We start from the raw sequence: 21,020 nt of genomic DNA on the forward strand, positions 1-21,020 counted from the left end.
ACATGATCAATCTCGAAAAAGTGAACAAGTGGTACGGCGAGCATCATGTGCTCAAGGACGTGGACCTGTCGGTGGCGCGCGGTGAGGTGCTGGTGATTTGCGGCCCGTCCGGGTCGGGCAAGTCCACCATGATCCGCACGATCAACCGGCTGGAGCCCATCGAGAAGGGCCGCATCCTGATCGATGGCCAGGACATCTACCAGAAGGGCGCCAACCTGAACGCCCTGCGCCAGAAGATCGGCTTCGTGTTTCAGCAGTTCAACCTGTTTCCGCACATGAGCGTGCTGGAAAACGTGATCTTCGCGCCGGTGAACATCCGCAAGCAGCCGCGCAAGCAGGCCGTGGAGCTGGCGCGCAGCCTGCTCGATCGCGTGGGGCTGGCGCACAAGATCGACGCCTATCCCGGATCGCTGTCGGGCGGCCAGCAGCAGCGGGTGGCGATTGCGCGCGCGCTGGCGCTTCAGCCGCCGGTCATGCTGTTCGATGAGCCGACCAGCGCGCTCGACCCGGAGATGGTGGGCGAGGTGCTGCAGGTGATGAAGGGGCTGGCCAAGGACGGCATGACGATGGTGTGCGTGACGCACGAAATGGGCTTTGCGCGCGACGTCTGCGACCGCGTGGTGTTCATGGATGCGGGCGAGATCCTGGAGATGGACACGCCCGAGCGCTTCTTCAGCGCGCCGGCGCATCCGCGCGCGCAGCGCTTCCTGGCGGACATCCTGCATCCGCGGGGATGATCCGGGCCGAGCGGCCTCGGTGGTAATGTTGGGGGTTTCCATGCGCTTTTCTTCGACCGCGGCGATGTACACCCTCAAACAGCTGGAGGCCTTTTATTGGAGTTCCGAACTGGGCAGCTTCAGCGCGTCGTCGCGCAAGCTGCACACCACCCAATCGGCCGTTGCCAAGCGGGTGGGCGAACTCGAGGCCTTTGCGGGCGCGCCCCTGTTCGAGCGGCGGGCCAAGAAACTCCTGATGACCCCGCAGGGCCGCAAGCTCTTTGAGCTGGCGAGCCAGATGCTGGAGCTGAACAGCCGGATCGTCCAGAACATGGCCGATCCGGCCAGCTTCGAAGGCGTGGTGCGGCTGGGCGTGACGGAACTGGTCGGCATGACCTGGCTGGCCGGGCTGATCAAGCAGATCAGCCAGCGCTACCCGCGCGTGCAACTGATGCCCGAGATCGACGGCGGCATTACGCTTTACGAGCGGCTGGAGCAGGACGAACTGGACCTGGCGATCATGCCGGGTCCTTTCTGGGGCTATCAGTACGATTGCACGCACTTGGGCGCGGTCACCAATGTATGGATGGCCAGCCCGGCGCTGGATATCGATGTCGCCGCCGCGCTGACGCCGCAGGACCTGGCGCCGTACCCCGTCATTTCGCAGCCCACCAATTCCGCGCTATCGCATCTGTATGACGCGTGGTTCGCCGAGCAGGGAATGCCCGTCAAGCGGGTGCTGACGTGCAACAGCCTGGGCATGATGGCCCAGCTGACGATGCTGGGATTGGGGATCAGCTATCTGCCGGGCGCCTACTTTGCGCCGCTCGTGGCGCGCGGGGCGCTGTGCCAGCTGAATGTGCAGCCGGACCTGCCGACCATCAATTACTACGCGGTGCACAAAAAGAACATCGTCAACCCGGTCGTGTCCCGGGTGATCGACATTGCGCGCGAGGAATGCGCCTTCGAGGTGGCGGGGGCGTTCCTGCCGCATGTGCCGCCGGCGGCGCGGCCGCTCGGGGTGGGTGAAAAGGGCGAGTGAAAAGGGCGGGTTGGCCGATCGGGAGCTGGCCGGAGATTGATTGGCAAGGCCTGCGGCCGGCGGGGGCCGCTGGCCTTGCGCTTGTCTTGTTGCGGCGCCCGGTCCTGCCGCTGAGGCGGCCGGACGCGGGCCGGCTGGCGCCGTCAACCGCAGCGGATTGCCGTCATCACGTCCTTGTCGTCCACGATGAGGTTCAGGCGGGTGTTGTTGTATTCCATGGTGACCACCTGGCCCGGGCGCAGCATGCGCGCGGTGGCGCTGCCGCTGCGCGTGCGCATGTCTTCCATGACGGAGGGCGTGGCTTTCTGGCCGATAAGCGATTGCAGCGCGCCCGCGTCGCAGCTCTTGCCGCTGGTGCTGCCGGGCATGGACGAGGATGAACCGTAGGAAGCGCCAGCGCCGGTGCTCGAGGAAGAGGACGCGCTCGAGGAGCTGGATGCCGGCGCGCTGGATGTGCGCGAACCGCCAGTATTGGCGCACGCAGCCAGGCTGGCAACCAGCAGGAAGGGGATCAGCTTGCGGATCATGTAGGACTCCTTACAACGAGCGGACAAAAACCCATGATAGACCAGCGGCGATGCGCTGTGGTCAAGGCGCGGCGGCCCCTGTGCAACCGGGCAACAGCGGCAGGCGGCTGGTGGCGCAGCTTTAGTGGAAATCGCGGCTCTGCGCCGCCAGTCCGCCAAGCAGGTCGGACATATCCACCAGCCGCTGCGCGATCAGGTGGCGCACGCCGTCCACGCTTTGCCAGGCGCCAAAGACCCCCAGCAGGGTGGCGCCCAGCAGTTCGCGGCGCTGGCGTTCGATGAGGTCGGGGCGGACCACCACGTTGACCGGGCCGGTCTCGTCTTCGAGGGTCACGAAGATGACGCCCTTGGAGGTCTGGGGGCGCTGGCGCACGGTGACGATGCCGCAGGCGCGGGCGACGCGTTTGTTGGGATAGCCGTTCAGCACCGAGGCGGGCTGGAAATTGCGGGCGGCCAGTTGCGGGCGCAGCAGCGACACGGGATGGCTGTGCAGCGTCAGGCCCACGCTGCGGTAGTCGGCGGCGACGGTCTGGCTTTCGGATGGGGCGGACAGTTGCGGGGCTTGGGCGTCCACGATCTCGGCGTCGCGCAGCAGGTCGCGGCTTTGCACGCTGGCGGCGGCCTCCCAGCTGGCCTGGCGCCGGTGGCCGGCCAGGGTGCGCAGCGCGTCGCCCGCGGCCAGCGCATTCAGGTCGTGGCGGTTGAGCCCGGCGCGGCGAGCCAGGTCGGCGGTGTTGGCAAAGGGGGCCTCGGCCCGCGCGGCTTCGATGCGGCGGGCAGTGTCCTCGCGCATGCCCTGCAGCAGGCTGAGGCCCAGCCGCACGGCGGGACGGGGTTCGGCGGTAGGCGGCGCGTGGTGATGCGCGCGCCGCCGGGCGCCGGGATGGCCGCCGGGCAGTATTTCCAGCACGGAATCCCAGCCGCTCACGGTGACGTCTGCGGGCAGCACGCACACGCCGTGGCGGCGCGCGTCCTGCACCAGCTGCGCGGGCGCATAGAACCCCATGGGCTGGGAATTGAGCAGGGCGGCCAGGAAGGCCTCGGGTTCGTGGCGCTTGAGCCAGGAACTGGCATATGCCAGCAGCGCGAAACTGGCCGCATGGCTTTCCGGGAAACCGTATTCGCCAAACCCTTCCACCTGACGGAACAAGGCTTCGGCGAAGTCCAGCGTGTAGCCGTGCGCCAGCAGCCCGCCCACCAGCTTGACGCGGAACTTGTCCACGCCGCCCTTGCGCCGCCAGGCCGCCATTGACCGGCGCAACTGGTCGGCTTCGCCCGGCGAGAAGCCGGCGGCCACGACGGCGATCTGCATGACCTGTTCCTGGAAGATGGGCACGCCCATGGTGCGGCTGAGCACGCCGCGCACTTTTTCGCTGGGGTAGGTTTCGTCTTCCTTGCCCTGGCGGCGGCGCAGGTAGGGATGGACCATGCCGCCCTGGATCGGGCCCGGGCGCACGATGGCCACCTGCACCACCAGGTCGTAGTATTCGCGCGGCCGCAGGCGCGGCAGCATGGTCATCTGCGCCCGCGATTCGATCTGGAAGACGCCGATGGTGTCGGCATCGCAGATCATGTCGTAGGTGGGCTCGTCGCCTTCCGGGATGTCCTGCAACGCCAGCGGCTGGCCGCGGCGCTGGCTGGCCAGTTCCAGCGTGCGGCGCAATGCCGACAGCATGCCCAGCGCCAGCACGTCCACCTTCAGCAGCTTCAGGGCATCCAGGTCGTCCTTGTCCCATTGCACGACGCTGCGGTCTTGCATGGCGGCGTTTTCAATGGGCACCAGGCGCGAGAGCTTGCCGCGTGAAATGACGAAGCCGCCCGGATGCTGCGACAGATGGCGCGGAAAACCCATCATGGTCTGCGCCAGCGACGCCCACTGGCGGGCCACCTGGGATTCGGGGTCCAGGCCGCAGGCGCCCAGCGTGCGCAGCATTTCCTTCTTGCCGTCCCACCACTGGTGGGCGCGGGCCACGGCGTCGATGACGCCCGGGTCCACGCCCAGCGCACGCCCCGTGTCGCGCAGCACGCTGCGCGGCCGGTACGAGATGACCACCGCGGTCAGGGCGGCCCGTTCACGGCCGTATTTGTCGTAGATGTACTGGATGACTTCTTCGCGGCGCTGGTGTTCGAAGTCGACGTCGATGTCGGGCGGTTCGTTGCGTTCCTTGCTGATGAAGCGTTCGAACAGGTTGTTGCCGCGCTGCGGGTCCACGGCGGTGATGCCCAGGCAATAGCACACGGCGGAGTTGGCGGCCGAGCCCCGGCCCTGGCACAGGATGCCGGCGTTGCGGGCGAACTGCACGATGTCGTAGACGGTCAGGAAATAGGCCTCGTAGTTGAGGTCCGAGATGAGTTCCAGTTCCTTGTCGATCTGCGCCGTGACGCCGTCGGGAACGCCCCGCGGAAAACGCCGGGCGGCCCCGGCCAGCGTTTCCTGGCGCAGGTAGCTGGCCGGCGTGTGGCCGGGCGGCACGATTTCGTCGGGGTATTCGTAATGCAGTTCGTCCAGTGAAAACGTGCAGCGGCGCGCCACGGCCAGGGTCTGCGCCAGCGCGTCGGGCGGGTACAGACTGGCCAGCCGCATGCGGCTGCGCAGGTGTTGTTCGGCGTTGCCGGACAGCGCGTAGCCGCATTGCGACACCTGCTGGCGGGTGCGGATGCCGGTCAGCGTGTCGTGCAGCGGCTTGCGCGAGCGGACATGCATCTGCACCTGGCCGACCGCCACGATCGGCAGTTGCGAGGCCTGGGCGGCGTGCTCGACGGCGGCGCGGTGCAGGTCGTCGCGCGACTGGTGCAGCAAGGTCAGCCCCACCCACGCCCGCCCCGGAAAGACGCGTGCCAGCCAGCGCGCCTGGTCGGCCATGCGGTCGGCGTCGGTGCCGTAGGCGGGCGTCAGGATGGCCAGGCATTCCGGCAGGTTGCGCAGGTGCGCGTAGCCGGCGGGCGGATCGGCAATGTCTTGCGGCGCCAGCCGGTATTCGCCCTTGGGCGCCCGGGTGCGGCCCAGCGTGATGAATTCGGACAGGTTGCCGTAGCCCTCGCGGGTCTGCGCCAGCAGGGTCAGGCCCAGCGGCGCGGCGTCGGGCGCGGCGCGCAGCTGGAACGTGGCGCCGATGATGAGCGGCAGCTTGAGGGTCTTGGCTTCGGTATGGGCGCGCACCACGCCGGCCAGCGAGCATTCGTCGGTCAGGGCGAGCGCGGCATAGCCCAGTTCGGCCGCGCGGGCGGTCAGTTCCTCGGGGTGCGAGGCGCCTTGCAGGAAGGAAAAATTGGACTGGCATTGCAGCTCGGCATAGCCGGGCAACTGGGCCTGGGTCTCAGCCGGGTCCAGCGGATCGGGGGCGTCGTCGTCCATGCGCATGTCAGGCGTACAGACCGTGCAGGAACCAGCGCGCGTCCTCGGCGTCGCGCTCGCGGTAGATCCAGTAGCGCGCGCCGGCCGCGTCTTCGGCGACGAAGTAATCGCGCACGGTCAGGGCTGGGTCCCACCACCCGCTTTCGATGCGTTCGGGGCCGCGCATCAGCCGCAGCGCCTGGCCGCCGTAGTGGGGGCGATGGCCGGACAGCTTCAGGGGCTGCGGGGTTTCCAGCAGCCAGAACGGCCGGTCGAGCAGCGGCGGCAGGGGGGCGGGACGCTCTGGCGCGGCCAGCGCGTCGGTCCATGCGTTGGCGGCTTCGGGACGATGGTCGGGGGTGGGCCGGGCATGGCGCACCCGGTCGCGGCCCAGCCGCGCCACCAGCAGGTCCAGGAGCCGCGCGTGGTCGGCGGCGGTGCCGCCCGGCTCGGGGAACAGGGTGGTGCTGGCGGCGGGTTGCTCGACGGTGTCGGGCGCGTGCAGCGCCACCGCGATGACGGGGGCCTCCAGCGTGAAGTGGTTCAGTTTTTCGCGCAGCAGATGCAGAAGCTGCGAGGCCTGCCAGATGGGCTGGGCCAGCGCGACCTCCAGTTCGGTCGGCGGGCGGGCGTGGCGGCCGCGTTCGTGATCCATGCTGAGCACCACGCGCCGCACGGCCAGTTGCCGGGCGGTCAGCCAGCCGCCCAGCTGTTCGGCCAGGCGTCCCGCCACCGCCAGCACGGCGTCGGTGTGCTCCATATAGTCCATGAGCTCGATCCGCCGCGAAAACTGGTTGGGCGGTTCGAGCCAGCGGTAGAGTTCGGGCGTCTGGCCGTAGGCGGCGTCCAGCGCTTGCAGCAGATCGGGCGCGCTGCGCCGCTGCAGGCCCGCGCGGGGCAGGGCGCGCAGGTGCGCCAGCGTGTGGCAGCCGATGTCGTCCAGCCAGTTGCGGCGGCCTTGCGCCTGGGGCAGCAATGCCAAGGGCAGGGCATCGAGCCGCCGCGCCAGGGTGGGCAGCTTGAGCGTGCGGCGCGGCACGCCCCGGCCGGCGCGCCGCGCCAGCAGCCAGGCGCCCGTGGCCGTGGGCGCCATGCCCAGCGACACCCGCAGATCCAGCGCGCGCAGCGTGGCGGCCACCCGCCGGCTCAGCGCCCGCGGTCCGCGAAAGAACATCAGGCTGGCGCCCACATTCAGCAGCACGGTGTCGCCGTCGGCCAGCGCGATTTCGGGGGTGTACTGCAAGAGGGCCAGCGCCGCGCCCTGCAAGGCGTCGGCTTCGGCCTGCGGCTGGCGGGGCAGCAGTTCCACGCCGGGCGCGATGGCCGCCGCGCCCGCGCGGCGCATGCCGGGCGTCACGCCGGCCTGGCGGGCGGCGGGCGTCAGGGCGGCCACTCGTTCCTGGTCCAGAACGGCGAACGCCTGCTGTTCATGCGGCCAGTGCGGGCGTATGGCGTCCAGCGGCAGGCAGCGCAGGTATGCGGCGATCCAGAGGCGCATGGCGGGGAGAAGAGGGGGTAAGGGCGCCGGGCTCCAGGCCCACGTACAGCGGGGTGTCGCAGACAGGCCCCCGGCGCTTCAGTATGTGTACGGACAGGCCGCCCGGCGCGGGCGCCAGCGCCAGCCGCAAGGCGGCGGGCGTGGCGCTTTGGGCGGCGCGGGACGGGCGCACGGCGATGAACAGCAGGTCGCTGGCCTGGGCGGCCAGGTGCAGGCGGCGCAGGGATTCCGGGCGCACGTGGGGCAGCCAGCAGATCAGCGCGCCGCAACTGGCGTTCTTCAGGATCTGTTCGCTGGCCCACAGCGCATCCACCGGTTTTTCCGGCGCCACCCACAGCAGTTGCCGGGGATCCAGCCGCCAGCTCATCCAGCTGGCGATGTGCGGAACATGGGGAGGCTGCACCAGGGCAATGGGCCGGCGGGTTTCCAGTTGGGCCAGCGCGGGACGCAGCAGGCGGATTTCTCCGATGCCGGGGTGGGGAGTCAGCAGCTCGACGAGCGATCCCAGCGGCCAGCCGTTATCCGGCAGTTCGGCCGATAGCGCCGCATGCCCGGTTGGCAGGGTGCGTGCGGCGCCTTTGGCCAACTGCGTGGCGCGCCACAACGCGGGATGGATACGTTCGGGGGACTGCATGGAAAAAGCGCCCGGTGTTCAATACCTGGATAAATATACAGTATTGTACCGGGCTTTGCGCCGGCAGGACGTATCGAAAAGTGGCCCGGGACGGCCAGGCGCGGCGCATTTTACAATCCCGCAATCGGGGCGCATTCCACGGTCCCAGCCCAGCACGGAGCAGTTTCATGGCGTCTTCCAGTTCTATCGAATTCCTTCCCGATCCGGGCGTCGACGTGCGCCAGCTCTTCATCCTGCTGCATGGCGTGGGCGGATCGCCCGCCAACCTGGAGCCCCTGGCCCAGGCGGTGCGCGCGGCCTTTCCGAGCGCGGCGGTGCTGATCCCCGAAGGCTTCGAGCCCTTCGATGGCGGGGGCGCCGGCCGGCAGTGGTTCTCGGTGCGCGGCGTTACCGACGACAACCGCGCCGACCGCGTGGCCCAGGCCTTGCCGCGCCTGGAAGCCTACGTGCACGATGCGCAGGCCCGTTTCGGCCTGCTGCAGTCCGACACCGCGCTGGCCGGCTTTTCGCAGGGCGCCATCATGGCGCTGGAGCTGGTGCAGGCCCACGACGGCATGGCCGGACGCGTGATCGCGTTTTCGGGCCGCTACGCGCAACTGCCCAAGAGCGCCCCGCAGTACACCACCATCCATCTGCTGCACGGCGCCGACGATCCGGTCATGAGCGTGTCGCAGGCCCAGGCGGCCCAGGCCCGCCTGGCCGAACTGCACGGCGATTCCACCATCGACATCGCCACCCACGTCGGCCACGAGCTGCATCCCGCCCTGATCCAGCGCGCCATCGTGCGCCTGCAGACCTGCGTGCCGCTGCGCAGTTGGGAAGCGGCGCTGGGGCTGAACCAGACGCCGCCGGACGGGACGACGGTGCATTGATGGCGCCCCGCGCGAGCGACGCCGTCGGCGGCGCGCAAAGCATTTTCCGCGTGCTGCGCATCCTCAAGTACGTCGGGGCGGCCCCGGCGCGTGGCGTGGGCCTGACGGACGTGGTGCGCGATGTCGGCCTGACGCCGCCCACCGCGCACCGCATGCTCACGGCGCTGCTGCAGGAAGGCTTCCTGTCGCTCAATCCGCGCCTGAAGACCTACAGCCTTGGCCGCGAGTCCTACATCCTGGGGCTGGCGGCCGAAAGCCGGCACGGCATCAAGGCCATCGCCGAATCGGCCGTGCTGAGGCTGGCGCAGTCCACGGGCGACACCAGCTTCCTGTCGGTGCGCTCCGGGCACGAAGCGGTCTGCGTGGACCGCAAGACGGGCGACTTTCCCATCAAGATTCTGACCCTGGAAGTCGGCCACCGCCGCCCGTTGGGCGTTGGCGCGGGCAGCCTGGCCTTGCTGGCGTTCCTGCCCAATGACGATATCGAACGCGTGCTGGCGCGCTACGACGCCAGCGCGGCGCCCGACCTGCCATCGACCGACATGCTGCGCGAGGACATCGCCGCCGCGCGCAGGAACGGCTACGCGCTGAACCCGGGCCGCATCATTCCGGACATGCTGGGCGTGGGGGTGCCGGTGCTCGACCGCGAGCAGCACGTGGTGGCGGCGCTGAGCGTGGCAGCCATCCGGTCGCGCCTGTCCGGCGCACGCCTGGCCGACGTGGTGGCCGCGCTGCAGCGCGCGGCGGCGGAATTGTCGGCGGACCTGGCCCCGCGCGTCTGATCGCGTCCCGGCCAGTCCGATCCCGCCGGCTTTGCGCTAGCGTCCCGCGCAGGCCTTGCCGCCATCGACCGGCAGGCACACGCCGGTGATGTACTTGGCCTCGTCGCTTGCCAGAAACAGCGCGGCATGGGCCACGTCCCAGGCGTCGCCCATCCGCCCCATGGGGCTGGCGGCATTGCGCCGCCGCCGCATTTCCTCGACGTCATCGAACTGGCCCGCGATCTGTTTGTAGATCAACGGGGTGTCGATGACGCCGGGCAGCACCGCATTCACGCGGATATTGTCCGGCGCGTAACGCACGGCCAATGACCGCGTCAGGTGATTCAACCCGGCCTTGGCGGCGTAGTAAGAGGTGTACGGATAGGAATTCACCTGGATCGAGGCCAGCGACGAAATGTTGACGATGCTGCCCGCGCCCTGCGCCAGCATGGCGGGCAGCACATGTTTGCAGGTCAGGAACACGCCGGTCAGGTTGGTGTCCAGCACGCGATGCCAGCTCTCTTCGGTGGCCTCGATGGGGTCGCCCATTTCCGTGATGCCCACGTTGTTGTGCAGCACGTCGATGCGCCCGGCAGCCGCCAGCACGGCGGCGACCGCCGCCTGGATCTGCCCGGAATCCGTCACGTCGGCGGTCAATGCCTGGCAGCGGCCGCCTTCGGCTTCGATGATGCCGCAGGTTTCGCGGGCGGCATCCGGCCGCAGATCCACGGCGAACACCCACGCGCCCTCGCGCGCGTATAGGGCCGCCGCGGCCTTGCCGTTGCCCCATCCCGGCCCGGACGAGCCCGCGCCAAACACCAGCGCCACCTTGTCTTTCAGCCGCTGACCCATGTCATTCCGCCGAGATGTGCGCAAAGTCGGCGACCTTCTTCCACTTGGCCACGTCGCCCTGGATCATCGCGGCAAATTCCTCGGGCTTGTCGGCGACCACATACGCGCCCACGCCCGCGTACTTGGCCTGCACGTCCTTGTCCGCCAGCGCCTTGCGGGATGCGTCGTTCAGCTTGGCCAGCACGTCCTTGGGCAGGCCCGCGGGCGCCAGCAGGCCATTCCACATTTCCGCGTCGTAGTCCGGCAGACCCACTTCCGCGAACGTGGGCACGTCCGGCAATTGCGGCAGGCGGGACTTGGCGGCCACCACGATCGGGCGCAGGTTGCCCGACTGGATGTGCGCCATCGATGACGCGGCCGTATCCCACAGGATGGGCACCTGGCCGGCGATGACGTCATTGAGCGCGGGACCCGTGCCGCGATACGGCACGTGCATCATGTCCAGGCCCGACAGCGACTTGTAATACTCCATCGCCATGTGGGTGGCGCCGCCGTTGCCGGACGAGGCGTACGAATACTTGCCCGGCGCGCCCTTGATCAGGGCGGTGAACGACGCATAGTCCTTGGCCGGGAAGTTCTTGTTCACGACGATCACGCCAGGCACGCGGATGATCTGCGTGACCGGCGTGAAGTCCTTCACCGCGTCGTAGGGCAGGTTCTTGTACACGGCAGGGTTGGTGCCGTTGGTGCTGGACGTGCCCAGCAGCAGCGTGTAGCCGTCCGGGGCGGCCGAGGCCACGGCGCGGCTGCCCACGGTGCCGCCCGCACCGCCGCGGTTCTCCACCACGACCGGCTGGCCGATCTGCTTGGCCAGCGCTTCGGCAAAGATGCGTCCGACCACGTCCGAGGTGCCGCCCGGCGGGAAGGGCACGATCAGGCGGATGGGACGGTCGGGGTAGGTGGCCTGTGCCGCGGCGGCGCCCGCCAGCGACAGGGTTGCAGCGGCGGCCGCCAGCTTGATCCAGGTTCTGCGCTTCATGAGGTTTGTCTCCTTGCTTGATATTGTTTTGTGTGTCGAACCGGGCGATGCGCGACGCCCTCAGGCGATGCGGTCGCCCGGCTTGATCTTGGCCGCCCGGCTGTCCACGCCCGGCAGCATGTGCGCGGGATCGCGCGTGACCACCACGTCAAGAATGGTGGGACGGTCCTTGCAGGCGTAGGCCTGCGCCAGCGCGGCGGGCAATTCCGCGGGATCCTCGACGCGGATGCCGTTGCAGCCCAGCGCACGCGCCACGTTGGCGTAGTTCGTGTCCACCAGATCCGACGACTGGTAGCTGCCCGCGCCGTACATCAGGTGCTGCAACGCCTTGATGTAACCCGACGCGGCGTTATTGACCACCACGAGCGTGAAGGCGAGCTTCATGCGCACCGCGGTTTCCAGTTCGCCCAGCGACATGTTGCAGCCACCGTCGCCGGTCAGGCTGACCACCTGGCGCCCGGGGGCCGCCGCGGCCGCGCCGATCGCGCCAGGGATGCCGTAGCCAATGGACGCAAAGCCGCGGTCGGGCACAAACCCGCGGCCGGCCCGCTTGGTGTCGAACAGCAAGCCGCCCCAATGCGCGGCGAAGCCGCCGTCGGCCACCAGGATGCCGTCTTCGGGCAGCGAGGCATTGATCTCGTGCATCAGCCGCGCCATGCCGACGGGGCGGTCGCCGGAAGTCAGCTTTGCGTTAACCGATTCGCGCCACGCGTGCATGGCCTGGCCCACCTCGTCCACGTAGTCCTGGCGGGCATGCGCGCCGCGGGCGGCCAGGCGCGTGTCCAGGTCTTCCAGCGTGGCACGCACGTCGCCCCACAGGCGCAGGGCGGGCGTGGTGGTGCGGTCGAATTCCTCGGCCACGATATCCAGATGGATGATCGGCGCGCCCGCGGCCAGCAGGTCGTAGCGGCGGGTTGCCACTTCGCCCAGCTTGCAGCCGACGACAAAGAGGCAGTCGGATTTGGCGATCAGGTCATTGGCAACACGGCTGTAGCGGCCGAAAAGCCCCGCGTTCAGCGGATCGCTGCAGGCGATCGCGCCCTTGCCGCTCATGGTGTGGGCGACGGGAATGCCGAATTTGCGTGCGAAGGCCTGGACGGTATCGGCGGCATCGCTGATGTGCACGCCGCCGCCGCACAGCATCAGCGGGCGGGAGGCCCCCGCGAGCATGCTTGCCGCTTGCGCCACGTCGTCGGCCGACGGACGGCAGCGCAGGGCGGGCGAGCGCCGGTAGTTGGGGCTGGAATAGAAGTCGTCGACCTCGAAGGCATGGACGGCGTGCGCGATGTCTTCGGGCACGTCCAGCACCACGGGCCCCGGGCGCCCGCTGGTGGCCACGGCAAACGCGCGCCGCACCAGCTCGGGAATGCGCTCGATCATCTCCACGCGCAGCACGTCTTTCACGACCGGGCGCAGCACCTCCAACTGCCGGGCCTCCTGCGTCATGTTCTTCCACGAGTGCATCCGGTGCGAGTCGCCGACCAGCGCGACCAGCGCCGTGCCGGCGTTGTAGGCTTCGGCCAGTCCGGTCACCAGGTTGGTCGCGCCAGGGCCCAGGGTCGCATCGCACACGCCCGGGCGGCCGCTGACCTTGGTGTAGGCGTCGGCCGCGAACACCGCGCAGCGCTCGTCGTTGATCAGGTTGTGATTCAGGTTCAGGCGGCGCGCGGCGTCATAGAAGGGCAGGAGCTGAAAGCCGCCCATGCCGAACATCAGGCCGACGTCGTGCGCGGCAAACATGCGGGCGAGGGCTTCGCCTCCGGTGATTTCCAGTTTTTCCGACATGCGGGTAAGGCTCCTAGTGGGTGTCGCGCCCGGCGAGCAGGGCGTCGATAAAGGTTTTGAGCGGTGTGCCGACGCGGCAGCCCAGGTCGCGGGCGCGGGCGTTGGCCGAAGAGATGGTCCCTTCCTCGTAGCAGGAACGGGCGTCGCCGATGCAGGCGGTGTGCGCCGAGACGGTCAATGCGGCGATGCCGCGCTGCTGCAGCAGGGGCAGGCGTCCTATGCCGGCGCTGTCCTTGCCCATGCCCGCGTCGTTGAAGGTGACCAGGCGCGGGGAGGCCCGGACGCCATCGGACTGCAGGCCGGCCAGCCGTTCTCCGTGAGAGGCGGTGACGGCGATGAGGCCGTCGTCCTGCGCGTCCACAAGCGACACGGAATCGGCGCCCACCACCAGCGGGGCGCCGTCCGGGCCGGCCTTGATGACGATGCGGGATTCCTTGATGGCGGTGGGGCGGCTGGCGTTGGGCTGGGCGTGCGCGAGCCGCGCAGCGGCTTCGGAGACGGTCATGCCTGGCTCGCAGCCCAGGTCCTGGGCAAGCGCGTTCACAAAGCTGATGACGCCGTGGCGCGCCATGTCTGCGCCATCGCCGATGCGGCAGCTGCGGTAGCTGGCGGTGGCGGCGGGCACGCCCCAACGTTGCAGGTCGTCCAGGCCCGCAATGCCGGCGCGCTGCCAGCCCACGCCGGCGTCGTTCAGCACGACGGCACGCACCTCGCCCCGTGCCGCGCAATAGGCGGCATAGCTGCCGCCGTGCGACCCGGCGATCACGACGCGCCCGGCGTCCTCCTGCGTCAGCTTGGTGATGCTGTCCAGCACCCGCGCATCCCGGATATTTTCCGGATGTTCCATATTATGAATTGTCCCCGTCCTACAGCGCTGGCTCCGTCGGGTCGGGGCTGCGCTGTCGAATCGTTTGATGTTGTTATCGCGTTCGGGACGATTCTAGGGGCGCGGGTTTTATGGAATCAATGCGATTCCCATAATATGGAATTGATTTTGCGGCCGGTTTACTGCTCCCAGCCTCCGCCCAGCGCCAGAAACACCGCGATCTGGTCGCTGGAGAGTTCCGCCTGCGAGGCCGCCAGCGCGCTTTCATTGCTGGCCAGCGTGCGCTCGGCGTCCAGCACGGTCAGGTAGTCCGTCTTGCCGTACTGGAACAGGCGCCGCGCCTGCGAGGCCGCTTCCGCACTCTGGTCGCGGGCCGCGCGCAGGGCGGTGTCGCGGTCCAGTTGGCGGGCGTAGACGACCAGCGCGCTTTCGGTTTCGCGCAAGGCATTGAGCACGGTCGCGTCAAAGCGGGCGGCGGCGGCCTTGGTGTTGGCTTGGGCCTCGGCGATGCGCGCTTGCGCGGCGCCCGTGTTGGGCACCGTCCAGGAGATCAGCGGACCCACGCTCCAGCTGAAGGTGCCGCGGTCGCCAAACATGGCGGCCGGACCGCCCGACGCGGCGGACAGGCCCAGCGTGATCTTGGGATAAAGGTCGGCCGTGGCGACCCCGATACGGGCCGTGGAGGCGGCCAGGGTGCGTTCCGCCTGGCGGATGTCGGGACGGCGGCGCAGCAGCTGCGCGCCATCGCCCACCGGGATGGTTTCGGTCAGCTTGGGCGCGCTGGCGCATTGCAGCAGCGTGGGCGAGATCTCGCCGGGCGTCTGGCCGGTCAGCGCCGCCAGGCGATACAGGGCCGTGCGCTGCTGGGCCTGGAACGGCGGCAGGTTGGCCTGCAATTGTTCAAGCTGGCTGCGCGCCCGCGTGACGTCCAGCGTGGTGCCCCGGCCGGCACGCTGCAGGCGGCTGACGGCGTCGACCGATTCGCGCTGCACCTGCACGGAATGCTGCGCCGAGGCCAGCTGCATGCCCGCCGCGCACAGGTTGGCGTAGGCGCGCGCGGTCTCTGCCGCGACCGTGACGCGGGTGGCGTCGTACGCGGCCTGCGCGGCCTGCGCGTCGTCAGTAGAGGCTTCGACGGCGCGGCGGATCTGGCCGAACAGGTCCAGTTGATACGACACGCTGGCGCCGGTGGAGTAGGACCAGCGGTTGGGCGGATCGATGCCGGGCTGAAGCTCCTGCAAACCGGAGACGTGGCCGAAGGTGGGCGAGGCATTCACGCCGATCGTCGGCTGCTGCTGGGCCTTCGTTTCCTGCACCGCGGCCTGGGCGCGTTCAAGGTTGGCGCTGGCCACGCGCAAGTCGGTGTTTGCGGCCAGGGCTTTTTCCACCAGGCCGTCCAGCACCGGGTCGTTGTACAGACGCCACCAGTGGCCAGGGACCGCCTCTTGCCGGTACACGTCTTCCTGCGCTTGTACGAAGGACGATTGCGCGCTCGGCCGCTGGGACACGGCCTCGCGCGGCACCTGGTAGTCGGGGCCCACGGCGGCGCATCCGGCCAGCGCGAGGGCCAGCGTCAGCGGAAGGAGGAGTCTGGTTTTCATGGCACGTACGGCTTGGCGTCGATAAGGGATTCAAGGGTTCCGGAATGAGGGTCGGTGCGGGCCGCGTCAGGAAGCGTGAGGCGCGGCGGCTGCGGCCTGGGCCGGGCGGTCATCGACCGACACGGTGGCGGTCTGGCCGGCGACCAGCCGCACGCCCTCGGGCACGTCGTCGATCTTCACGCGCACCGGAATGCGCTGCGCGAGGCGGACCCAATTGAAGGTCGGGTTCACGTTGGGAAGCAGGTTCGCGCCGGTGCTGCGGTCGCGGTCCGCGATGCCCATGGCAATGCTTTCCACATGGCCGCGAATGTGGCGCGATTCGCCCATCAGCGTCACGCTGACAGGATCGCCTTCGTGGATGCCGGGCAGCTTGGTTTCCTCGAAGTAGCCTTCGACGTAGAACGACCCGGCGTCCACCAGCGCCATCACGCCGTGGCCGGCCGTGGCGTACGAACCGGCGCGCAGGTCCAGGTTGGTGATGCGGCCATCGCTGGCAGCCACGACGCGGCTGCGCGCGAGGTTCAGGCGGGCAGTGTTCAGTTGCACCTGCGCCTGGGCGAGCGCGGCTTCGGTCTGCTGCACCTTGGTCTGGCTTTGTTCGACGGCTTCGGCCGCAACCAGCTGGCCCAGCGAGCGGTTGCGCTTGGCGTCGCGCAGCGCCTGGTCGTGCGCAACCTGCTGCGAACGCACCGAGGCCTGGGCCTGGTCGTACGCCAGCTGGAAGCGGGCGCGGTCGATCTCGAACAGCAGGTCGCCGGCCTTCACGTCCTGGTTGTCGTGCACGGGCACGCTTGTCACCAGGCCGGACACGTCGGGCGCCACCTGCACTACGTAGGCCTTGACGCGGCCATCGCGCGTCCAGGGCTCGACTTCATAGTGATCCCAAAGCTGCCAGCCGGCGTAAGCGGCGGCGGCGACGACAACAGCCGTCACTGCGAACTTGCCGATAGCAGCAGGGCGAAGGGCATTGGGGAGTTTCATACCTATCTCTGAAGAAAATATGGGGAAATGAGGGAGACGCCGTACAGCAGCACCACGAAGAGCGCCAGGTCAAAGAGCGCGGGGTGCCACACCAGGCGATACAGCCCGGCGCGCGCCAGCACGCGCCGCACCGCCCAGGCCACGCCCAGGGTGACGACGCCCAGCACGAGCAGCCAGGGGAAGTAAATGCCGTAGAGATTGAATTCGCCGATCATGATGCGTGGCCCTCCAGCGTGGGATGGGCGGGTTTAAAGTCGGGCGCGTCGGGAAAGAAGGCGCGACGGATGCCGACCAGCGCCACCACGGCACGGTCGCGCGCGTGGGGCCCCTGCGGCGTGGCAGCCACGCTGCATAGCGCGCGGTCGATCTGCGCCAGGAACTCGGTCGTCTTGTCCTGCGTGCGTCCCGACGAACGCAGCCGGAAGAACTGCGCCAGGCTGTCGAGCACCGGCTGGATCGTGGATTCGGCCATCGGCAGATGGCGGCGGGCCCGCTGCAGTTCGGTGATGTCGCGGCCCACGCGCAAGTCTTTCAGCGCATCGGCGGCCACCAGGTCGTCGGGCCGCTTGGCCAGCGCCAGGCGCGGCTGCAACAGGCCGATGCGGTCCAGCATGCGGGCGGCATAGGTGTGGCGCGACGGCGCGCGGGGCGCGCTGGCCAGCGTCGCCAGCTCTTTCCAGTTGGCGGCCTGAATGCGGCGCGCGCTCCAGTCGGCGCTGACCGTGCGGAAGATGGCGGCGATGATTGCGGCGGTGGCCACGCCGATGCACTGCGCGACCTGCGTGTCGATGAAGGACACGACGTCGGCCGTGTTGGTGTCTTGCAGCGCCATGGTGCCCAGAAATCCGAACAGCATGGCCATGGCCTTGCCGGTGCTGGCCGGGCGGGCAATGAAGACGCCCAGCACGAACGCGGTCGGCAGCATGGACAGCGCCAGCATCTCGAAGGAATGAATGGCCGGCATGATGCCCAGCAGATACAGCGCCGACAGTGGAATCGAATACACCGTGTAGGTCAGGAACTGCATGATGCCGGGCACGGGATTGTCCTGCGAGGCGAAAAAGCAGCTGAAGATCGCGGCCATCAGCGCGGCGGTGGCGCCGTTGCTCCATGCCGTGCCGATCCAGAAAAGGCAGCACACCGAAATGGCCAGGCCGGCGGCCAGCGCCGACAGCAGGGCCATCCCGTGGTCGCGATGCAGCGCCGCATTGGGATCGCGGGCCGTGCGCGGGGTGCGCACCGGCGCGCCCTGCAAGCCCGCGCGGATGTCGCGGCGCAGGGCCAGGCATTCGTCATAGGTGTCGATCAGCTCGCGCAGGCGGGTCATCAGGCTGGCCAGCAGCGCATCGCGCCAGGTCGAGCGGCTGTCGATCCCGGGCGTCAGCCGGGTGACGGCGGCGCGCAGCTGGACGGCGGTTTCGTGCGAGGCCTGCGCGCCGGCATTGATCCATTCCGAAATATCGGCCAGCAGCGCCTGCACCGGTTCGGGCAGCGTCTGGCCGTTTGCCTGCAACGCGCGCATGCGGTCTTCGACGGCGGACACGGCCGGCGTCAACGCCGCGATCTGGTCCTGCATGGCGCGCACGGCGCCCGCGGTCCAGCGCAGATTGCTGGTGTCAAAGGGAACGTGGGTGGACAGCAGGCGCAATTGCGTAATGTCGTTGGCCAGCACGCGGCGGTCCTTGTCGCGCTGTTCGGCAGTCTTGCCGCTCAGCGTGTCGTGCATCCAGTTGCGTGCGTCGCGCACGGCCTTGTCCAGTTGCAGCGTCAGCGCGGGCGCCAGGCCGCGGGGCAGGACGATGCTGTGGATCAGCGTGGCGCACACGATGCCCAGGCTGATTTCCTCGACGCGGGCGAGCGCCGTGTCAAAGACCAGGGACGGGTCGGTGACGCTGGGAAAGCCGATCATGGCGGCGGTGTAGCCGGCCAGCATGAACAGATAGGACCGCGGCGTGCGGTCCAGCACCGACATGTACAGGCAGGCGCCCACCCACAGCACCATCGCGCCGGTCATGACGACGGGCGAGTTCGACAGGCGCGGCACCATGTAGACGGTGGCCGCCGACCCGGCGAAGGTGCCGATCAGGCGGTACAGGGCCTTGGAACGCACCGCGCCGGACCACGGCTGGGCCACGACATAGGCGGTGGTCATCGCCCAGAACGGACGCGGCAAACCAATGCTGTAAGCCAGATAGAGCGCCATGATGGCGCTCAGGTAGCTCTTGAGCGAGAAGAGGGTTTCGCGGACGTTCGGCAGTTTCATGGCCGCGCGTCCTCTTGCGCGCCGGCGCCGCTGCGGCCCAGCGACACCTTCAGGGCGTCGAAAACGCGCAGGCAAGCTTCCAGATCCGATTCGCTGACACCGTGGAAGACGCGGCGGCGCAGTTCGACCAGCACGTCTTCGACCTGCGCGCGCAGCGCATGGCCGGCGTCGGTCAGATGCAGGGTGCGTGCGCGGCGGTCGTGGGGATCTTCGCGGCGTTCCATCAGGCCGGCGGCCACCAGCTGGTCCAGCACGCGCACGAGAGAGGGGCCTTCAACGCCCAAAGCTTCGGCCAGCGCGCCTTGGCGAACACCGTCGCCAAGTCGGCCGGCCAGGATGACGGGCCACGCGGTTGCCTGGGAGAGTCCGTAGTCGGCAAGCGCCTTGTCGGCAGCGCCGCGATAGGCGCGCGACAGCACCATCAGGTTGGCGGTGGTGGCCATGAGCTGGGAGTCGGAAGGAGTAAGCATGGAATCGATTGTATCCTATCTATTAGCTTACTAATGATTGAAAATGGCGACTATCTCGATAGATTTTCTCAATTGGGAAAATAGCGGGGCGGTTTTCCGTGGGTGGAAAACTGGGGGTGGCACCCGTCCACCCCCTCAGGGATCAACCGTTGCAGTCGGCCCAGCAGTTCGGCGTTTCGTACAGACGCACGCGCGTCAGGCGCAGTTCGGCGCCGTAGTGGCCGTGGTAGTGCGGCGCCAGCGTTTCAAACACGATGGTGGCCAGGTTTTCGGCGGTGGGGATGCGGTCCAGCACAACGGTCTTGTGACCGGGCAGCGTGTCCAGGAAGCCGCGCACGGCGGTGTCGCCTTCGAAGACCAGGAACGCGTGGTCCCAGACGTCCACGATGTGGGTCTTGGCGATGTGCTTGATCTCGGAGAAGTCCATGACCATGCCGTTGTCGGACTCGCCGGGCGCCTGCACCACGTCGCCCGTCAGGGTGATTTCCAGCACATAGCGGTGGCCGTGCAGGTTGCGGCACTGGCTGCGGTGGTCGGGAATGCGGTGGCCGGCGTCGAACTCGAGCCTGCGGGTCACGGAAATCATCGTGCGCTCCGCGAGGCGTGGGGGTAAATCATGGAATGCCTATGTATTTGTGGGTTTGCAGGCTGAGCCGCCATTGCGGATGCTGCATACAGTACTGGACGGCCTGCTCGGTGTTGGCTGCGCGCGCCGGACCGTCCATGGGTTGCAGGAAAAAGTGTTCGAAATCGAGGTGCGCGAAAGCGTCGGGCAGGGCGTTCAGTTGCGGGTAGACCAGCTTGAGCTCGTTGCCGCGTTCGACCACGACCGGGGCCGTGCCCTTGGGGCTGACGCAGATCCAGTCCACGCCGGCGGGCGGTTTGATCGTGCCGTTGGTTTCGATGGCGACGGTGAACCCGCGGGCGTGGATGGCGTCCAGCAGCGGCGTGTCCAGTTGAAGCAGCGGTTCGCCGCCCGTGAAGACCACGTAGCGGTTGTCGGCGCCGGGGCCCCAGGCCGCGGCAATGGCGTCGGCCAGCAGATCCGCCGTGGCGAACTTGCCGCCGCCGTCGCCGTCGGTGCCGATGAAGTCGGTGTCGCAGAAGGTGCAGGCGGCGCTGGCGCGGTCGCTTTCGCGGCCGGACCACAGATTACAGCCCGCGAACCGGCAGAATACCGCCGCGCGGCCTGCATGGGCGCCTTCGCCTTGCAAGGTCTTGAAGATTTCTTTGGCGGAGTAAGTCATGGGGGATGCGGGCGGCTGGCCGCCCCAAATTCGAGCAAAAGCGCATCATTTTACTTGGCGCGGCCGATATCCGCCGAAAGACCCTGCGCCACGCGGGTTCGCTGCCGGCGGCAGGCGGGTGCGCCGCGCCCGGAAAATCGCGGGATCCGCAGGCGCGTCGTTCTCCGTGCCTGCTGCGCGAAGCCTGCCGGCCCTGTAGACTTGCCGCCTATGTTTCACGTCCAAGACTCGCTATTCATCGACGAGCGCGACCTGACCTTCACCATGATCCGCGCCCAGGGCGCCGGCGGGCAGAACGTCAACAAGGTCTCCAGCGCCGTCCACCTGCGCTTCGATGTGCGCGCTTCCCGCCTGCCGCTCGAGGTGCAGGATGCCGTGTGCGCGCTGAACGACCACCGCATCTCCAAGGAAGGCGTGATCGTCATCAAATCGCAGTCGTTCCGCAGCCAGGAAAAGAACCGCGCCGAGGCCATCGAGCGCCTGGTGGGCTTGGTGCGGTCGGCCATCCGGGTGGACAAGCCGCGCCGCGCCACCAAGCCGACGCGCGCCTCGCAGCGCCGGCGCGTGCAGCGCAAGGTGCTGCACGGCGAGGTCAAGCGGATGCGCGGCCGGGTGCAGGGCGAATAGAGGCC

20 protein-coding genes are annotated in these 21,020 nt (G+C 68.6%); 5 read left to right on the top strand and 15 right to left on the bottom strand.

Annotation, left to right across the window (positions count from 1 at the left end; genetic code table 11):
• Positions 1-2: 2 nt before the first annotated feature.
• Entirely contained in the window at positions 3-737 is a 735-nt protein-coding gene (locus ASD87_RS03415; RefSeq protein WP_056317146.1) for an amino acid ABC transporter ATP-binding protein, read from the top strand.
• 25 nt (positions 738-762) lie between these two features.
• A complete protein-coding gene (locus ASD87_RS03420) occupies positions 763-1,758 on the top strand; it encodes a LysR family transcriptional regulator (protein WP_056317151.1) in 996 nt (331 codons plus the stop codon).
• Between the two features lie 143 nt (positions 1,759-1,901).
• Here ASD87_RS03420 and ASD87_RS03425 read toward each other — a convergent pair whose 3' ends face one another.
• The 4 genes from ASD87_RS03425 to imuA all read right to left on the bottom strand — a co-directional run bounded on the left by ASD87_RS03425 (position 1,902) and on the right by imuA (position 7,751).
• Positions 1,902-2,285, bottom strand: a complete 384-nt coding sequence (locus ASD87_RS03425) for an I78 family peptidase inhibitor (RefSeq protein WP_056317153.1) — start codon at positions 2,283-2,285, stop codon at positions 1,902-1,904.
• Positions 2,286-2,406: 121 nt separating this feature from the next.
• Positions 2,407-5,646, bottom strand: a complete 3,240-nt coding sequence (locus ASD87_RS03430) for an error-prone DNA polymerase (RefSeq protein ID WP_056317156.1) — start codon at positions 5,644-5,646, stop codon at positions 2,407-2,409.
• A 1-nt stretch (position 5,647) separates the two neighbouring features.
• Positions 5,648-7,117, bottom strand: a complete 1,470-nt coding sequence (locus tag ASD87_RS03435) for a DNA polymerase Y family protein (protein WP_056317159.1) — start codon at positions 7,115-7,117, stop codon at positions 5,648-5,650.
• The gene (imuA, locus tag ASD87_RS03440) at positions 7,047-7,751 is read right to left on the bottom strand and encodes a translesion DNA synthesis-associated protein ImuA (RefSeq protein ID WP_056317163.1); all 705 of its coding nucleotides are present in this window, start codon (positions 7,749-7,751) and stop codon (positions 7,047-7,049) included. Before imuA ends, ASD87_RS03435 begins: the two co-directional genes overlap by 71 nt.
• A gap of 167 nt (positions 7,752-7,918) precedes the next feature.
• On the opposite strand from imuA, the gene ypfH reads away from it, so the two are divergent.
• Entirely contained in the window at positions 7,919-8,623 is a 705-nt protein-coding gene (gene ypfH, locus ASD87_RS03445; protein ID WP_056317165.1) for an esterase, read from the top strand.
• Entirely contained in the window at positions 8,623-9,405 is a 783-nt protein-coding gene (locus ASD87_RS03450) for an IclR family transcriptional regulator (protein WP_056317168.1), read from the top strand. Before ypfH ends, ASD87_RS03450 begins: the two co-directional genes overlap by 1 nt.
• Positions 9,406-9,441: 36 nt before the next feature.
• On the opposite strand, the gene ASD87_RS03455 is transcribed toward ASD87_RS03450, so the two are convergent.
• The 11 genes from ASD87_RS03455 to queE form a co-directional block, all read right to left on the bottom strand.
• Positions 9,442-10,236: an SDR family NAD(P)-dependent oxidoreductase gene (locus ASD87_RS03455; RefSeq protein WP_056317169.1), complete on the bottom strand. Its 795-nt coding sequence runs from the start codon at positions 10,234-10,236 to the stop codon at positions 9,442-9,444.
• A 1-nt stretch (position 10,237) separates the two neighbouring features.
• Positions 10,238-11,215 (bottom strand): tripartite tricarboxylate transporter substrate binding protein, encoded by a 978-nt coding sequence (locus ASD87_RS03460; RefSeq protein ID WP_056317172.1) that lies wholly within the window; start codon positions 11,213-11,215, stop codon positions 10,238-10,240.
• A 60-nt stretch (positions 11,216-11,275) separates the two neighbouring features.
• Positions 11,276-13,000: a thiamine pyrophosphate-binding protein gene (locus tag ASD87_RS03465; protein WP_056317175.1), complete on the bottom strand. Its 1,725-nt coding sequence runs from the start codon at positions 12,998-13,000 to the stop codon at positions 11,276-11,278.
• Positions 13,001-13,013: 13 nt separating this feature from the next.
• Positions 13,014-13,847, bottom strand: coding sequence for a hypothetical protein (locus ASD87_RS03470; RefSeq protein WP_056317177.1), 834 nt, complete (start codon positions 13,845-13,847; stop codon positions 13,014-13,016).
• A gap of 158 nt (positions 13,848-14,005) precedes the next feature.
• Positions 14,006-15,427 carry an efflux transporter outer membrane subunit gene (locus ASD87_RS03475; protein WP_056317180.1) on the bottom strand — a complete coding sequence of 474 codons (1,422 nt, stop codon included), beginning with the start codon at positions 15,425-15,427 and terminating at the stop codon, positions 14,006-14,008.
• A gap of 66 nt (positions 15,428-15,493) precedes the next feature.
• Entirely contained in the window at positions 15,494-16,408 is a 915-nt protein-coding gene (locus tag ASD87_RS03480; protein WP_056317183.1) for an HlyD family secretion protein, read from the bottom strand.
• A 2-nt stretch (positions 16,409-16,410) separates the two neighbouring features.
• The gene (locus tag ASD87_RS03485; RefSeq protein ID WP_025140452.1) at positions 16,411-16,623 is read right to left on the bottom strand and encodes a DUF1656 domain-containing protein; all 213 of its coding nucleotides are present in this window, start codon (positions 16,621-16,623) and stop codon (positions 16,411-16,413) included.
• Complete coding sequence (locus tag ASD87_RS03490; RefSeq protein WP_056317186.1) at positions 16,620-18,671, bottom strand: FUSC family protein; 2,052 nt, start codon at positions 18,669-18,671, stop codon at positions 16,620-16,622. Before ASD87_RS03490 ends, ASD87_RS03485 begins: the two co-directional genes overlap by 4 nt.
• Positions 18,668-19,141, bottom strand: coding sequence for a MarR family winged helix-turn-helix transcriptional regulator (locus ASD87_RS03495; RefSeq protein WP_056317190.1), 474 nt, complete (start codon positions 19,139-19,141; stop codon positions 18,668-18,670). Before ASD87_RS03495 ends, ASD87_RS03490 begins: the two co-directional genes overlap by 4 nt.
• A 142-nt stretch (positions 19,142-19,283) precedes the next feature.
• Positions 19,284-19,727 (bottom strand): 6-carboxytetrahydropterin synthase QueD, encoded by a 444-nt coding sequence (queD, locus tag ASD87_RS03500; protein ID WP_056317193.1) that lies wholly within the window; start codon positions 19,725-19,727, stop codon positions 19,284-19,286.
• 28 nt (positions 19,728-19,755) lie between these two features.
• Positions 19,756-20,388 (bottom strand): 7-carboxy-7-deazaguanine synthase, encoded by a 633-nt coding sequence (queE, locus tag ASD87_RS03505; protein WP_056317195.1) that lies wholly within the window; start codon positions 20,386-20,388, stop codon positions 19,756-19,758.
• Positions 20,389-20,598: 210 nt separating this feature from the next.
• Here queE and arfB point away from each other — a divergent pair, with 210 nt between their 5' ends.
• Positions 20,599-21,015 carry an alternative ribosome rescue aminoacyl-tRNA hydrolase ArfB gene (gene arfB / locus ASD87_RS03510; RefSeq protein ID WP_056317197.1) on the top strand — a complete coding sequence of 139 codons (417 nt, stop codon included), beginning with the start codon at positions 20,599-20,601 and terminating at the stop codon, positions 21,013-21,015.
• The last annotated feature ends 5 nt before the right edge of the window (positions 21,016-21,020 follow it).

This window comes from Achromobacter sp. Root170, assembly GCF_001428165.1.
Classification (GTDB): Bacteria; Pseudomonadota; Gammaproteobacteria; order Burkholderiales; family Burkholderiaceae_B; genus Achromobacter; species Achromobacter mucicolens.

Excerpts from the sequence above, each read along its gene's own strand:
- ASD87_RS03415 (WP_056317146.1), top strand. The coding sequence starts at position 3 with ATGATCAATCTCGAAAAAGTGAACAAGTGGTACGGCGAGCATCATGTG.
- ASD87_RS03420 (WP_056317151.1), top strand. The coding sequence starts at position 763 with ATGTTGGGGGTTTCCATGCGCTTTTCTTCGACCGCGGCGATGTACACC.
- ASD87_RS03425 (WP_056317153.1), bottom strand. The coding sequence starts at position 2,285 with ATGATCCGCAAGCTGATCCCCTTCCTGCTGGTTGCCAGCCTGGCTGCG.
- ASD87_RS03430 (WP_056317156.1), bottom strand. The coding sequence starts at position 5,646 with ATGCGCATGGACGACGACGCCCCCGATCCGCTGGACCCGGCTGAGACC.
- ASD87_RS03435 (WP_056317159.1), bottom strand. The coding sequence starts at position 7,117 with ATGCGCCTCTGGATCGCCGCATACCTGCGCTGCCTGCCGCTGGACGCC.
- imuA (WP_056317163.1), bottom strand. The coding sequence starts at position 7,751 with ATGCAGTCCCCCGAACGTATCCATCCCGCGTTGTGGCGCGCCACGCAG.
- ypfH (WP_056317165.1), top strand. The coding sequence starts at position 7,919 with ATGGCGTCTTCCAGTTCTATCGAATTCCTTCCCGATCCGGGCGTCGAC.
- ASD87_RS03450 (WP_056317168.1), top strand. The coding sequence starts at position 8,623 with ATGGCGCCCCGCGCGAGCGACGCCGTCGGCGGCGCGCAAAGCATTTTC.
- ASD87_RS03455 (WP_056317169.1), bottom strand. The coding sequence starts at position 10,236 with ATGGGTCAGCGGCTGAAAGACAAGGTGGCGCTGGTGTTTGGCGCGGGC.
- ASD87_RS03460 (WP_056317172.1), bottom strand. The coding sequence starts at position 11,215 with ATGAAGCGCAGAACCTGGATCAAGCTGGCGGCCGCCGCTGCAACCCTG.
- ASD87_RS03465 (WP_056317175.1), bottom strand. The coding sequence starts at position 13,000 with ATGTCGGAAAAACTGGAAATCACCGGAGGCGAAGCCCTCGCCCGCATG.
- ASD87_RS03470 (WP_056317177.1), bottom strand. The coding sequence starts at position 13,847 with ATGGAACATCCGGAAAATATCCGGGATGCGCGGGTGCTGGACAGCATC.
- ASD87_RS03475 (WP_056317180.1), bottom strand. The coding sequence starts at position 15,427 with ATGAAAACCAGACTCCTCCTTCCGCTGACGCTGGCCCTCGCGCTGGCC.
- ASD87_RS03480 (WP_056317183.1), bottom strand. The coding sequence starts at position 16,408 with ATGAAACTCCCCAATGCCCTTCGCCCTGCTGCTATCGGCAAGTTCGCA.
- ASD87_RS03485 (WP_025140452.1), bottom strand. The coding sequence starts at position 16,623 with ATGATCGGCGAATTCAATCTCTACGGCATTTACTTCCCCTGGCTGCTC.
- ASD87_RS03490 (WP_056317186.1), bottom strand. The coding sequence starts at position 18,671 with ATGAAACTGCCGAACGTCCGCGAAACCCTCTTCTCGCTCAAGAGCTAC.
- ASD87_RS03495 (WP_056317190.1), bottom strand. The coding sequence starts at position 19,141 with ATGCTTACTCCTTCCGACTCCCAGCTCATGGCCACCACCGCCAACCTG.
- queD (WP_056317193.1), bottom strand. The coding sequence starts at position 19,727 with ATGATTTCCGTGACCCGCAGGCTCGAGTTCGACGCCGGCCACCGCATT.
- queE (WP_056317195.1), bottom strand. The coding sequence starts at position 20,388 with ATGACTTACTCCGCCAAAGAAATCTTCAAGACCTTGCAAGGCGAAGGC.
- arfB (WP_056317197.1), top strand. The coding sequence starts at position 20,599 with ATGTTTCACGTCCAAGACTCGCTATTCATCGACGAGCGCGACCTGACC.